This is a genomic window from Streptomyces sp. NPDC012888 (assembly GCF_042900645.1).
GTDB lineage: Bacteria > Actinomycetota > Actinomycetes > Streptomycetales > Streptomycetaceae > Streptomyces.
On the sequence record NZ_JBIBBM010000006.1, the window covers coordinates 335,817 to 348,981 of the forward strand.

The window sequence follows — 13,165 nt, forward strand, 5'->3', positions numbered from 1 at the left end:
ATTCTTCATGAAGCAGTCAGCTGCCAAGACCCTCGGTGTCGCCGCTCTCGGTGCGGCTTTCGCCGCTGCCGCCGCGGGCACCGCCTCGGCCTCCGCCCTGCCTTCGATCGGCGCCACCGACGCGCTGCCCCTGGTCGCGGGTGCCGCCGAGTCGCTCACGCACCAGCAGGCCGCGCAGGAGGGCCAGCAGAGCGACCCGGGCCAGGCGGTCGGCCAGGTCACCGGTCTCCTCGGCGGTCTGCCGCTCCCGCTCGGCGGCTGACCGCCCGGGATTGCCGAACGCGTGCACGGGTGCGGCGCACGCCCTTTCGACGGGGTGTGCGCCGCCCCCGGCCGTGTGCCACGATCGCCCCCAACCGCCGCCCACCACACGGGGTATGAGGTCTGCCATGTCCGTCATGCGCGTGAAGTCATCCGCGGCCGCGGCCGCGCTGGTGCCCGCCCTGCTGCTCGGCGCCGTCGGCTGTGGCGGCTCGGAGAGCGGCACGAACTCCGGCCCGGCCGCCGGCCACACGCCCGACCCCAAGGGGTCCGCGGCCGCGCCGCCCGCCCCGGCCGCACCCCCGGCGCCGCGCACCCCGCTGGAGCGGGCCGCGCTGACCCAGGGCGACCTGCCCGGCTACCAGGTGTCCGCCCAGGGCAAGAACCCGGGCGCCCCCGACGGGCAGCCGCAGGCCGACAAGAAGCCCTGCCAGCCGCTCGCCGACATCATGGGCGACAAGCCGGACCCGGCGGCCAAGGAGACCGTGAACCGGGGCGTCGGCTCCCAGAAGCAGCTGGGCCTGGCCGTCTCCGCGTCCGTCAGCTCCTACGCCGCCGACGACGCGAAGAGGCTGATGAGCCGCCTGAAGGAGGCGGTGGCCGCCTGCGGTTCCGGGTTCTCCGCCACCGTCGAGAAGCAGACCGGCACCTACAGCCAGGTCACGGCCACCCCGTACCCCACGGGCGGCGAGGAGTCCGTCAGCTGGTCCACCGTGGCCGCCGCCGAAGGCGTCTCGGCCCGGGTACACCTGGTCGTCGTACGCCAGGGCGCGACCGTCATGCGGCTGATGGCGCTCAACGTGGCCGGCGCGAAGACCCGGGCCGAGGTACCGCACGAGATCGCCGACAAGCAGCTGGAAAAGGTCCGCCGGCACATCCGGTGAAACGCGGCGGCCGCCTTTCACCCGGCCACCGGGATCACCAGGCGGCCGAAGCCGACTTCTCGTTCGGCAGGAGCACCCACAGCGCCAGGTAGAGCAGGAACTGCGGGCCGGGCAGCAGGCAGGAAACGACGAAGATCAGACGCATCGTGTTCGCGGAAATACCGAAGCGTCGAGCGAGGCCGGCACAGACTCCGCCGATCCAGCGTCCGTCACGGGGGCGGGCAAGGGCGCTCATGGTTTCTCCTTATCGAGGACCGCTTTCTGCGATGCCTCAATACTCGCGCCGCGCCGCCGTCAATACCTCGGTCCACGGGTCGAATCCGACCCTGGCAATTCTCGGGGTCGAGCCCTGAGAACCCGCCGTTCCGCCAGCTCCGGGCCTCGCCCGCCGCAGCCGCGCCCGCATGACCGGCACCACCGCCAGGTGCGCCAGCGCCACCCCCGCCGTGTTGAGCAGCACCTGGTCCACGTCCGCGACCTGCCCCGGCACCGCGGTCTGCAGCAGCTCCAGCACGAGGGAGACCAGGGCCCCGGCGGCCACCGTCCGGCACAGCGAGGACCAGGCGGCCAGCGGGGAGGGCGCGAGCCGGCCGCTCACCAGCGGCAGCAGCACGCCCAGCGGCGCCAGCAGCGCCAGCGCCGAACCGATCCGGCGGGCCGCCTCCAGCGGCCCGTACGCGAGGTCCGCCCGGATCCCCGCCAGCGGGCTCAGGTTCGGAGCGGCCACCCAGGGCACGTCCAGGGGACGCAGGGCCAGCCAGCCGACCAGGGCGCAATGGGCGAGCAGCAGTACGCCGCCCAGTACCCGGAGCCGGAGTGGTATGGCGGTGTAGCCGCCCGCCTGATGACGCTGCACACCCGCGATGACGCCGCCCCCGCGCCCGCGGTTCCGCCCGGGCCCGGCTCTAGCGGGTGACGAGCAGCACGATCAGCAGGACCGCCCCGGCCAGGGCCGGCGCGATGACCTCGTACGCCCAGCGCACGCGCGGGCTGCCCTGGGCACCGGGACGGCCCGCTCCCCGCTCGGCCAGTTCGCGCAGCTCGTCCACGGTGCGGTCGGCCTGGGCCCGCGGCGGCGGCGCGTGCACGGCGTGCGGGTCGGCCGTGCCGCCCGCGGCCCCGGCCTGGCGGGCCTGCGCCCGGGCGGCCTTCTTCCGGTCGCGCAGCGAGACCGGGACCGCCCACAGCTGGTACTTCGCCCCGCCGCTGAGCGCCTCGACCGAGTAGGAGGACCGCAGGGCGTCCACGCTCGCCCAGGGCAGTTCGACGGTCCGGAACGGGTTGCGCACCCGCAGCCGGTCGGCGTTGGCGTACACGGCGGGCCGCAGCGTGAACGCCACGGTCAGCGGGACGGCGAACAGGGCGGCGGCCGCCCCGAACCAGGGCGCGGCGTCCTCGCCGCGCAGGACGGCGTCACCACACAGCCACAGGATCAGGGCCAGCATCAGCACGCCGCCGACGATGGCCATGGGGGAGCGGTACACGCGGTCCTGGTAGACCGGCTCGTCGGCGGAGGGCGAGGGGCTCGTCATGCCGCCGATTCTGCCGTACGCCCGCCCCCGCGGCGGGGCCGCCCGGCCCGAGCGGCGTCCGCCCGGCCGCGGGGCGCCGCCCCGCGGCCGGGTCCCGGCGGGGCGTTTCCAGCCCGAGCGGCGTTTGAGCGGGTCCGGCGGGGGCTCCGCCCGGGCTCGTGGGGCGCTGCCCCACACCCCGCGCCTCAATCGTCGGCGGGGCTGGAATGGCCTGGCCCAGGCGTTGGCCGCGCGGCCGGGCTCCGGTGGGGCCTATCAAGCCCGAGCGGCGTTTGAGCGGGCCCGGCGGGGGCTCCGCCCGGGCTCGTGGGGCGCTGCCCCACACCCCGCGCCTCAAACGCCGGCGAGGCTGGACGTGCCGGCCGGGCTGGAGATGCCAGCGGGGCTGGATGGCCCGGCGAGGGCGTTGCCCGTGCGGCCGGGTCCGGCGGGGCGTCTCCAGCCCGAGCGGCGCTTGAGCGGGTCCGGCGGGCGCTCCGCCCGACCACGCGGGCCCGCGCCCCCAGACGCCGCCGGGGCTGGACGTGCCGCCCGGCGCGGGCGTGGGGCTACGCCGTCGGGGCGCAGCCCGTCGGGAGGGGCGGGAACGGGTGGTGGCCGGGGCCGGCGGGGCCGCCCTGGGTCTTCCACTCCAGGACCGGCGCCGCCGTGGCCGCGTCCAGGACGCGGACCGTGATCCCGGCCGAGGCCGGCAGCGAGGTCCGCGCCCGGCTGAGGGTCGCGAAGGCCTTCTCCCCGCCCCACTCCCGCAGCACCGCCTTGGGCCCCCGCGGCGACGTGGTCAGGTCGGCGTACACGCCCGCGCCGAGGTCCAGGCGGGTCGTCTGGGAGACGCAGCCGCGGCCCACGTCGGAGTCGCGGACCGGCAGCGAGTGGGAGCGGGTGGCGGCGCCGGCCTTGGCGACGGTGAGGACCGGGCGGTCCGAGTCGGCGCGGGTGAGCTCCAGGTCCAGGCCGCCGATCCGCTCCTTGGTACGGGCCGAGTCGAGCAGGCCGGCGACCCGGACCATGTACGTCCGGCCCGGCTTCCAGTTCCGGCCGACCGTGCGGATCCAGACCTCGGGGCCGTGCTCGCTGGTGTTGCGCAGCACGGCCAGCTGGCCCTCGCCGAGGTAGACCGCCTGCCCCAGGTAGCGGCTGTCGTCGGCGGCCGGGACCTCGACCGGGGCCTGGGGCCGGGCCTGGGCCCCCTGCCCGGCGCCGGCGCCGGACGCGGACGCGCTGCCGGCCACCGGGGCCAGCACGGTGCCGGCGAGGGCGGCGGCGACGAGGGAGGATCGGAGGGCGGGGCGCATGACGACTCCTTGGAGCATTGTCGCGGGCGGGAGGGGCAGCCGCATGCCGCGCGGTCCTGTTCGGCCGGGGCTCAGTCTAGTGATCTTGTATGTACGGAAGGGGCCCCCTTCCGTCACGTCACCGTCACGGCACCTTCGGAACGACGCGCGCGCCCGCGCGCCCATTACAGATGTGTCACGTGCGGCTCGAAGGAGCGCCGGGGGGTGACAGCTCGCTACGCGCGTAGATATGCTCATGTGGTGACCATGCCCACCACCCTCACCGCATTCGCTGACGTGACGACGTCCGACAGCGCGCTGCGCCGGTTCCTGCACGGGCTCCCCGGCGTGGACGCCGTCGGCCTGGAGGCCCGCGCGGCCGCCCTCGGCACCCGTTCGATCAAGACCACGGCCAAGGCGTACGCCATCGACCTGGCCATCTCGATGATCGACCTGACGACGCTGGAAGGCGCGGACACCCCGGGCAAGGTCCGGGCGCTCGCCGCCAAGGCCGTCAATCCCGACCCGACCGACCGGACGACCCCGATGACGGCGGCCGTCTGCGTCTACCCCGACATGGTGGCCACCGCCCGGGCGGCGCTGAACGGTGCCGACGTCAAGGTGGCGTCCGTCGCGACCGCCTTCCCGGCCGGCCGCGCGGCCCTGCCGGTCAAGCTCGCCGACACCCGGGACGCCGTCGCCGCCGGCGCCGACGAGATCGACATGGTCATCGACCGTGGCGCCTTCCTCGCCGGCCGCTACCTGGAGACGTACGAGCTCATCAAGGCCGTGAAGGAGGCGTGCGTCCGCGAGGACGGCACCGCCGCCCGCCTGAAGGTGATCTTCGAGACCGGCGAGCTGTCCACGTACGACAACATCCGCCGCGCCTCGTGGATCGGCATGCTCGCGGGCGCCGACTTCATCAAGACGTCCACCGGCAAGGTCGGCGTCAACGCCACCCCCGCCAACACCCTCCTGATGCTCGAAGCCGTGCGCGACTTCCGGGCGCAGACTGGAATCCAGATCGGTGTGAAGCCGGCCGGCGGCATCCGGACCACCAAGGACGCGATCAAGTTCCTGGTCCTGGTCAACGAGACCGTGGGCGAGGACTGGCTGACCAACGAGTGGTTCCGGTTCGGCGCCTCCAGCCTGCTGAACGACCTGCTCATGCAGCGGCAGAAGCTCAGCACCGGGCGTTACTCCGGTCCCGACTACGTGACGGTGGACTGATCACCATGGCATCTGTATTCGAGTACGCACCGGCCCCCGAGTCCCGCTCGGTCGTCGACATCGCGCCGTCCTACGGTCTCTTCATCGACGGCGAGTTCACCGACGCCGCCGACGGCAAGGTCTTCAAGACCATCAGCCCGAGCAGCGAGGAAGTGCTGTCGGAGGTCGCCCGGGCCGGTGCCGCCGACGTCGACCGCGCCGTGGGGGCCGCCCGCCGCGCCTTCGAGAAGTGGTCCGCTCTGCCCGGCTCGGAGCGCGCGAAGTACCTCTTCCGCATCGCCCGGATCATCCAGGAGCGCAGCCGCGAGCTGGCCGTCCTGGAGACGCTGGACAACGGAAAGCCGATCAAGGAGACCCGCGACGCGGACCTCCCGCTGGTCGCCGCGCACTTCTTCTACTACGCCGGCTGGGCCGACAAGCTCGACCACGCCGGCTACGGCGCGAACCCGCGCCCGCTGGGCGTCGCCGGCCAGGTCATCCCGTGGAACTTCCCGCTGCTGATGCTGGCGTGGAAGATCGCTCCGGCGCTGGCCACCGGCAACACCGTCGTGCTGAAGCCCGCCGAGACCACCCCGCTCTCCGCGCTGTTCTTCGCCGACGTCTGCCGCCAGGCGGGCCTGCCCAAGGGCGTCGTCAACATCATCCCCGGCTACGGGGACGCCGGCGCCGAGCTCGTCGCGCACCCGGACGTCAACAAGGTCGCCTTCACCGGCTCCACGGCGGTCGGCAAGGCCATCGCCCGCCAGGTCGCCGGTACCGGCAAGAAGCTGACCCTGGAGCTGGGCGGCAAGGGCGCCAACATCGTCTTCGACGACGCCCCCGTCGACCAGGCCGTCGAGGGCATCGTCAACGGCATCTTCTTCAACCAGGGGCAGGTCTGCTGCGCGGGCTCCCGCCTGCTGGTCCAGGAGTCGATCCACGACGAGCTGCTGGACTCCCTCAAGCGCCGCCTGTCCACGCTGCGCCTCGGCGACCCGCTGGACAAGAACACCGACATCGGCGCCATCAACTCCGCCGAGCAGCTCGCCCGGATCACCGCGCTCGCCGAGACCGGTGAGGCGGAGGGCGCCGAGCGCTGGTCCCCGGCGTGCGAACTGCCGTCCGCCGGCTACTGGTTCGCCCCGACGCTGTTCACGGGCGTCACCCAGGCGCACACCGTCGCCCGCGACGAGATCTTCGGCCCGGTGCTGTCCGTGCTGACCTTCCGCACGCCCGACGAGGCCGTCGCCAAGGCCAACAACAGCCAGTACGGCCTGTCCGCCGGCATCTGGACGGAGAAGGGCAGCCGCATCCTCGCGGTCGCCGGCAAGCTCCGCGCGGGTGTGGTGTGGGCCAACACGTTCAACAAGTTCGACCCGACCTCGCCGTTCGGCGGCTACAAGGAGTCGGGCTTCGGCCGCGAGGGCGGCCGCCACGGTCTGGAGGCCTACCTCGATGTCTGAGCCGACGCGCCTGCACGTCTTCAAGACCTACAAGCTGTACGTCGGGGGCAAGTTCCCCCGTTCCGAGAGCGGCCGGGTGTACGAGGTGACCGACACTAAGGGCAAGTGGCTGGCCAACGCCCCGCTGTCCTCCCGCAAGGACGCCCGTGACGCGGTCGTCGCCGCCCGCAAGGCCTTCGGCGGCTGGTCGGGCGCGACCGCCTACAACCGCGGCCAGATCCTCTACCGCATCGCCGAGATGCTGGAGGGCCGCCGCGGCCAGTTCGTCCGCGAGGTCGGCGAGGCCGAGGGCCTGTCGAAGGCCAAGGCCGGCGCGGTCGTGGACGCGGCCATCGACCGCTGGGTCTGGTACGCGGGCTGGACCGACAAGATCGGCCAGATCGTGGGCGGGGCCAACCCCGTCGCGGGCCCGTTCTTCAACCTCTCCACCCCGGAGCCGACCGGCGTCGTCACCGTCGTCGCCCCGCAGGACTCGTCCTTCCTGGGCCTGGTCTCGGTGATCGCCCCGGTCATCGCGACCGGCAACACCGCGGTCGTCATCGCCTCGGAGAAGGCGCCGCTCCCGGCCCTCTCCCTCGGCGAGGTGCTGGCCACCTCCGACCTGCCCGGCGGCGTCGTCAACATCCTGTCCGGCAAGGCCGCCGAGATGGGCCCGCACCTGGCGGCGCACCAGGACGTCAACGCGATCGACCTGGCCGGTGCCGACCAGGCGCTCGCCAAGGAGCTGGAGATCGCCGCGGCCGACAACCTCAAGCGCGTCCTGCGTCCACAGCCTGTGGACGACTGGACCGCCGACCCGGGCACGCACCGCATGACGGCGTTCCTGGAGACCAAGACCGTCTGGCACCCCACGGGTTCGCTGGGCGCGTCCGGCTCGTCGTACTGACCGACGGGCACCGCGAGACCGGCCCCGGCAGCACATCCCCCGTCTGCCGGGGTCTTCGCGTACCCGGTGGCCGGTTGCCCGGTGGGCCGGTTACCGGGCCCCGCCCAGGGGCCCCAGGAGCGACGAGACGGCCGCCGTGGGGATTTCGCCCACCGAAGGGCCCTGGGTGAGCACTCCGGTGACCATCGTGGTGCCCACCGCCGGGAAGTCGGCGACCTGCGTGCCCACCCCGTTGTCCAGCGGGTCGACGCCCGTGCCCGCGAGCGGGTTCACCTTCAGGCTGGTCAGCGGGTCGGTCACCCCGGCCACCGCGTGCGGCACGGAGACCTCGGCCTGTGCGGTGCCCGCGGCCATCGCCAGGGCCGCGCCGGCCATCGATACGGTCAGACCGGCGCTGCGCAGGGCCTGCCGGGATACGGATGCTGCGTGACGTCCCATGCACCCACCGTAATCGAGGTGTGATGCTCGATACCAATGGCCCGGTACGGGGATCCCCTACCCGGGGGAATGGTTCAGACTGGTGTCCCGTGAGCTTCTCATCTCCCCTCCCCACGCGCGTCGTCCTGCTGACCGGGCCCTCGGGTTCCGGCAAGTCCTCGCTCGCCGCCCGCTCCGGGCTGCCGGTGCTCCGGCTCGACGACTTCTACAAGGAGGGCGACGACCCCACCCTCCCGCTGGTCGAGGGCAGCTCCGACATCGACTGGGATTCCCCGCTGTCCTGGGACGCCGACACGGCCGTGGCCGCCGTCGCCGAACTCTGCGCCACCGGACGCACCGAGGTGCCGGTGTACGACCTCGCCACCAGCTCCCGCACGGGCACCGAGACCCTGGACATCGCCCGCACGCCGCTGTTCATCGCGGAGGGCATCTTCGCCGCCGACATCGCCGCCCGCTGCCAGGAGCTCGGCCTCCTCGCCGACGCGATCTGCCTGCGCGGCCGCCCCTCCACCACCTTCCGCCGCCGCCTGGCCCGGGACCTGCGCGAGGGCCGCAAGTCGGTGCTGTTCCTGCTGCGCCGCGGCTGGCGGCTGATGCGGGCCGAACGCGGCATCGTCGCCCGGCACACCGCCCTCGGCGCCCACCCCTGTGGCCGTGACGAGGCCCTCGGGCGGCTCACCGCCGCCGCGGCCGGCCGTCACCGCACCGCCGGCACGGCCCCGGCCACCGCCACCGTCTGAACGCGTACGTACGGACGGGACGGACACCGGGCAAGACGAAGGGGCGGGAGCAGCCGGACCCCCGACCGGCTGCTCCCGCCCCTCTCCCCATGGCCTCCGCCCCACCCCCGCAGGACGGTTCCCCCCGGCCGCTGGTCCGGTGGCCCGTCTCAGGCGACGAGCTCCTCGAAGGACTCGGCCTCGTCACGGCCGAAGCTCAGCGCCTCGTCCTCCCGCAGCCGGCGCAGCGAACGCCAGATGCTCGACTTGACCGTGCCCACGCTGATGCCCAGGATCTCCGCGATCTCCGGGTCCGTGCGGCCCTCGTAGTAGCGCAGCACCAGCATCGTCCGCTGCGGCTCGGGCAGCCGGGTCAGGGCCTGCCACAGCACCGCGCGCAGCTCCGTGCCGCGCATCGCGTCCGAGTCGCCCACCGTCTCCGGCAGCTCCTCGGTCGGGTACTCGTTGAGCTTCCGCCGGCGCCACGCGCTGATGTGCAGGTTCGTCATCGTCCGGCGCAGGTAGCCGCCGACGGCCGCCTTGTCGGTGATCCGGTCCCAGGCGCGGTACGTCGAGAACAGCGCGCTCTGCAGCAGGTCCTCGGCCTCGTGCCGGTCGCCCGTCAGGTGGAAGGCCGTCGCGTACAGCGCGGCCCGGCGCTCCCGCACGTACGCCGTGAACTCGGCCTCCGAGGACGGCGACGGGGCCGCCGCGGAAGAAGTGCGCTGAGCGGGAACCGCCTGGTACTGGTTCGCGTCGATAGCGGTGACAGAGGCGGCCACCGCGTGTGCCGGCCGCTGCCGGGAGACCGTACGGACTCCGGCGCGGCGGTTCACGTCGTGCAGCCGCGTGACAACCGCGCTGGTGGTGGTGCTGTGCAGCGGGCTCATCTCGCGCCTCCCCGTCCTGGAGTCCGTCCTGTCCGATGGCAAAAGACTGCCCGGCCGACATAACCGGGGTGTCCGCCGACTGTCACAGCCCTGTCACAGGGATCCGCGCCGTCCCGACGGTCGAACTCCGATCGGGGCATGGGCCAGAATGAGCGGGTGCCTTTCCTGTTGCTGATCGAGGACGACGACGCCATCCGCACGGCCCTCGAACTCTCCCTGTCCCGCCAGGGCCACCGCGTGGCCACCGCGGCGACCGGCGAGGACGGCCTGAAGCTGCTGCGCGAGCAGCGCCCGGACCTGATCGTGCTCGACGTGATGCTGCCCGGGATCGACGGCTTCGAGGTGTGCCGGCGGATCCGGCGCACCGACCAGCTGCCGATCATCCTGCTGACCGCCCGCAGCGACGACATCGACGTGGTCGTCGGCCTGGAGTCCGGCGCCGACGACTACGTGGTCAAGCCCGTGCAGGGTCGCGTCCTGGACGCCCGCATCCGCGCCGTGCTGCGCCGCGGCGAGCGCGAGGCCAGCGACTCGGCGACCTTCGGCTCCCTGGTCATCGACCGGGCCGCCATGACGGTCACCAAGAACGGCGACGACCTCCAGCTCACCCCGACCGAGCTGCGGCTGCTCCTCGAACTCAGCCGGCGGCCCGGCCAGGCGCTCTCCCGCCAGCAGCTGCTCCGGCTGGTCTGGGAGCACGACTACCTCGGCGACTCCCGGCTGGTGGACGCCTGCGTCCAGCGGCTGCGCGCCAAGGTGGAGGACGTCCCGTCCTCGCCGACGCTGATCCGTACCGTGCGCGGAGTCGGCTACCGCCTGGACTCCCCGCAGTGATCCGCCGGCTGCGCCCGGGCCGGCGCTGGACCAGCCTGCGGCTGCGGCTCCTGGTCGTGTTCGCGCTCGTCGCGCTGACGGCCGCGGTGTCCGCTTCGGGCATCGCGTACTGGCTGAACCGCGAGGCCGTGCTCACCCGCACCCAGGACGCGGCCCTCGGCGACTTCCGGCAGGAGATGCAGAACCGGGCCGCCGCGCTGCCCGGCGACCCCACCCCGCAGGAACTCCAGCGCACCGCCGAGCTGATGGCGGGCAGCGCGCCCGGGTACAGCGTGCTGCTGGTCGACGAGCGTGAGGGCGGCGTACAGGTGACCGGGTCGGCGGGGCCCGACGCGTTCACCCTGGCCGACGTGCCCAGGTCCCTGCGGCACGCGGTGAACGACCGGCAGAAGGTGACCGCCGCCAACGACGCCGAGTACCACATGTACTGGCAGCGGACGAAGCCCGGCGGGAACCCGTACCTGGTCGGCGGCACCCGGATCGTGGGCGGCGGCCCGACCGGCTACATGTACAAGTCCCTGGCCACCGAGCGGGACGACCTGAACGCGCTGGGCTGGTCGCTGTGCATCGCCACCGTGCTGGCCCTGCTCGGCTCCGCGCTGCTGGCGCAGGCCGCGGCGCGCACGGTGCTCAAGCCGGTGCAGCGGCTCGGCGACGCCGCCCGCAGGCTGGGCGAGGGGGAGCTGGACACCCGCCTGGACGTCTCCGGCACCGACGAACTCGCCGACCTCTCGCACACGTTCAACAAGACGGCCGAGGCGCTGGAGAAGAAGGTCGCGGACATGAGCGCCCGGGAGGAGGCCAGCCGGCGCTTCGTGGCGGACATGTCGCACGAGCTGCGGACCCCGCTCACCGCCCTGACCGCCGTCACGGAGGTGCTGGAGGAGGAGGTCGACGGCCTCGACCCGATGATCGCGCCGGCCGTGGAGCTGGTGGTCAGCGAGACCCGGCGGCTCAACGACCTGGTGGAGAACCTGATGGAGGTCACCCGCTTCGACGCGGGCACCGCCCGGCTCGTCCTCGACGACGTGGACGTCGCCGACCAGGTCACCGCCTGCATCGACGCGCGGGCCTGGCTGGACGCCGTCGAACTCGACGCCGAGCGGGGGATCGTGGCCCGGCTGGACCCGCGGCGGCTGGACGTCATCCTCGCCAACCTCATCGGCAACGCGCTCAAGCACGGCGGCTCGCCGGTCCGGGTCTCCGTGCGGGTCGCCGACGACCGGCTGGTCGTCGCCGTGAAGGACAACGGGCCGGGCATCCCCGAGGACGTACTGCCGCACGTCTTCGACCGCTTCTACAAGGCGAGCGCCTCGCGGCCGCGGTCCGACGGCAGCGGGCTCGGCCTCTCCATCGCCATGGAGAACGCACACATCCACGGCGGCGACATCACCGCCGCCAACGCGCCCGACGGCGGCGCGCTGTTCACGCTGCGGCTGCCGGTCGACGTGGGGAAGGTGATCGACGGTGACGCTGCTCAGACGTGACGGGAGCGCGCGGACGGCGGCGGTGGCCGCCGGCACGGCCGCCGTGGCACTGCTCCTGGGCGGGTGCGGGATCCGGGCGACGACCGTGCCCGTCGACGTCGGCCCGGCGCCCTCCCGGGTCTCCTGCGACACCCCGGCCGACAAGGCCACCCAGGGGGTGCAGGGGTTCCGCGCCACCATCGAACTGGTCTGCGGCTCGCAGCTGGTGGGCGTCGAACGGGTGGTGCCGGTCCCGGAGAAGCGGCAGACGAAGGACCCCCTGGTGCTCGTCGCGCAGGCACTGCTGGAGGAACTCGAACGCGTCCCCTCCGAGGCGGAACGCGACGCCGGCTTCAGCACCGGTGTGCCGCCCGGGCTGACCGCCGGCCCGGCGCGGCCGGGAGACCCCCGGGGCACGCTGCGGCTGAGCCGGAAGCCGGAGGACCTGCCGCCGGTGGCGCTGGCCCAGCTGGTGTGCACCACCGCGGGCAGCGAGGCCGTGTCGGCCGGGTCCGGCCCGGTGGTGCTGGGCGGACCGGACGCGGACCCGCCGCGCAAGTGGGAGTGCACCGACGCCATGCGGGCCCGGCCCGAGTCGGTGCCGACGCTGGGCGAACTCGTACGGACCACCCCGTCCCCGGCCCACGCGCCCTCGCCGGAACCCTCCCCTGAGCCGTCGGCGGAGACCCGGCCGGGGGAGGGGACCGGCCCCGGCTCCGTCGCCCCGCCCGCCGCGAGCACCGGGCCCACCGGAAGCGACGCCGGGGCCACGCCGGCGGGCTGACGGCCTCGCGGCCGGACGGCCTTGACCTCGACCGCGCTCGAGGTCCGAGGATCGGCGCGTACGGTCCCGGCGGCGGCCCCGCCGGGACGGAGCACGCGACCCGGGGAGCCCCCTTGAGCGGAGAGTTCGCCTCCATCATCGAGTACGCCGTCGACGGGCCCGCGACCCAGCGGGAGCTGGTCGCCGCCTTCGTCCCGCTGCTCCACCGGTGGGTCGCCGGCCACCCCGGCTACGTGTCGGCCCGGTTCCACGCCAGCACCGACGGGCTGCGCGTCAGCAACGTGGTGACCTGGGCGAGCGAGGCCCACTACCGGGCCTTCCTCGACACCTCGGACACCCCCGGCCGGCTGGCCGCGATCGAGGCCGCCCTGGCCGCGCTGTCCGGCACCACCGAGTACGCCGTGCCGGGCGCCCCGACGTACCGGGTGCTCGCGGAGGTCGGGCCCGTCGCCGGCACCTGAGCGGGGGCGAGGGGGCCCGGTGGCGGGGGCCGCTCACAGGTTCCGCCACCGGGCCGCTGTGGGG

Annotated in this window: 16 protein-coding genes; 10 read left to right on the top strand and 6 right to left on the bottom strand. The window is 73.9% G+C overall.

Annotation, left to right across the window (positions count from 1 at the left end):
* The first annotated feature begins 7 nt into the window (after positions 1–7).
* Positions 8–262, top strand: coding sequence for a hypothetical protein (locus ACFY61_RS13845; protein ID WP_389471097.1), 255 nt, complete (start codon positions 8–10; stop codon positions 260–262).
* A 136-nt stretch (positions 263–398) separates the two neighbouring features.
* On the top strand, positions 399–1,145 hold the full coding sequence (locus ACFY61_RS13850; protein WP_389471100.1) for a hypothetical protein: 747 nt from the start codon (positions 399–401) through the stop codon (positions 1,143–1,145).
* A gap of 34 nt (positions 1,146–1,179) precedes the next feature.
* Here the strand turns inward: ACFY61_RS13850 and ACFY61_RS13855 are convergent, their stop codons facing one another.
* The 4 genes from ACFY61_RS13855 to ACFY61_RS13870 all read right to left on the bottom strand — a co-directional run bounded on the left by ACFY61_RS13855 (position 1,180) and on the right by ACFY61_RS13870 (position 3,972).
* On the bottom strand, positions 1,180–1,380 hold the full coding sequence (locus ACFY61_RS13855; protein WP_389471103.1) for a PspC domain-containing protein: 201 nt from the start codon (positions 1,378–1,380) through the stop codon (positions 1,180–1,182).
* A gap of 36 nt (positions 1,381–1,416) precedes the next feature.
* A complete protein-coding gene (locus ACFY61_RS13860) occupies positions 1,417–2,001 on the bottom strand; it encodes a VanZ family protein (RefSeq protein WP_389471106.1) in 585 nt (194 codons plus the stop codon).
* Between the two features lie 49 nt (positions 2,002–2,050).
* A complete protein-coding gene (locus ACFY61_RS13865) occupies positions 2,051–2,677 on the bottom strand; it encodes a PH domain-containing protein (protein WP_389471108.1) in 627 nt (208 codons plus the stop codon).
* Positions 2,678–3,225: 548 nt separating this feature from the next.
* Positions 3,226–3,972, bottom strand: a complete 747-nt coding sequence (locus ACFY61_RS13870) for a hypothetical protein (protein ID WP_389471110.1) — start codon at positions 3,970–3,972, stop codon at positions 3,226–3,228.
* A gap of 246 nt (positions 3,973–4,218) precedes the next feature.
* On the opposite strand from ACFY61_RS13870, the gene deoC reads away from it, so the two are divergent.
* The 3 genes from deoC to ACFY61_RS13885 are packed head-to-tail and all read left to right on the top strand — an operon-like array spanning position 4,219 to position 7,509.
* The gene (deoC, locus tag ACFY61_RS13875) at positions 4,219–5,181 is read left to right on the top strand and encodes a deoxyribose-phosphate aldolase (RefSeq protein WP_389471308.1); all 963 of its coding nucleotides are present in this window, start codon (positions 4,219–4,221) and stop codon (positions 5,179–5,181) included.
* A gap of 5 nt (positions 5,182–5,186) precedes the next feature.
* Positions 5,187–6,623 carry an aldehyde dehydrogenase family protein gene (locus tag ACFY61_RS13880; protein ID WP_389471112.1) on the top strand — a complete coding sequence of 479 codons (1,437 nt, stop codon included), beginning with the start codon at positions 5,187–5,189 and terminating at the stop codon, positions 6,621–6,623.
* A complete protein-coding gene (locus ACFY61_RS13885) occupies positions 6,616–7,509 on the top strand; it encodes an aldehyde dehydrogenase family protein (protein WP_389471115.1) in 894 nt (297 codons plus the stop codon). Before ACFY61_RS13880 ends, ACFY61_RS13885 begins: the two co-directional genes overlap by 8 nt.
* Positions 7,510–7,599: 90 nt before the next feature.
* Here ACFY61_RS13885 and ACFY61_RS13890 read toward each other — a convergent pair whose 3' ends face one another.
* Positions 7,600–7,947 (bottom strand): hypothetical protein, encoded by a 348-nt coding sequence (locus tag ACFY61_RS13890; RefSeq protein WP_389471116.1) that lies wholly within the window; start codon positions 7,945–7,947, stop codon positions 7,600–7,602.
* A 23-nt stretch (positions 7,948–7,970) separates the two neighbouring features.
* On the opposite strand from ACFY61_RS13890, the gene ACFY61_RS13895 reads away from it, so the two are divergent.
* The gene (locus ACFY61_RS13895; RefSeq protein ID WP_389471119.1) at positions 7,971–8,687 is read left to right on the top strand and encodes a uridine kinase; all 717 of its coding nucleotides are present in this window, start codon (positions 7,971–7,973) and stop codon (positions 8,685–8,687) included.
* Positions 8,688–8,836: 149 nt separating this feature from the next.
* Here the strand turns inward: ACFY61_RS13895 and ACFY61_RS13900 are convergent, their stop codons facing one another.
* Complete coding sequence (locus tag ACFY61_RS13900; RefSeq protein ID WP_389471121.1) at positions 8,837–9,556, bottom strand: SigE family RNA polymerase sigma factor; 720 nt, start codon at positions 9,554–9,556, stop codon at positions 8,837–8,839.
* Between the two features lie 156 nt (positions 9,557–9,712).
* On the opposite strand from ACFY61_RS13900, the gene afsQ1 reads away from it, so the two are divergent.
* From afsQ1 to ACFY61_RS13920, 4 genes are all read left to right on the top strand, one after another.
* Positions 9,713–10,390, top strand: coding sequence for a two-component system response regulator AfsQ1 (afsQ1, locus tag ACFY61_RS13905; protein ID WP_190344991.1), 678 nt, complete (start codon positions 9,713–9,715; stop codon positions 10,388–10,390).
* On the top strand, positions 10,387–11,877 hold the full coding sequence (locus tag ACFY61_RS13910; protein ID WP_389471124.1) for an ATP-binding protein: 1,491 nt from the start codon (positions 10,387–10,389) through the stop codon (positions 11,875–11,877). Before afsQ1 ends, ACFY61_RS13910 begins: the two co-directional genes overlap by 4 nt.
* Complete coding sequence (locus ACFY61_RS13915; protein WP_389471127.1) at positions 11,858–12,640, top strand: hypothetical protein; 783 nt, start codon at positions 11,858–11,860, stop codon at positions 12,638–12,640. Before ACFY61_RS13910 ends, ACFY61_RS13915 begins: the two co-directional genes overlap by 20 nt.
* A 113-nt stretch (positions 12,641–12,753) precedes the next feature.
* Positions 12,754–13,101, top strand: coding sequence for a hypothetical protein (locus ACFY61_RS13920; protein ID WP_389471129.1), 348 nt, complete (start codon positions 12,754–12,756; stop codon positions 13,099–13,101).
* Positions 13,102–13,165 lie beyond the last annotated feature (64 nt).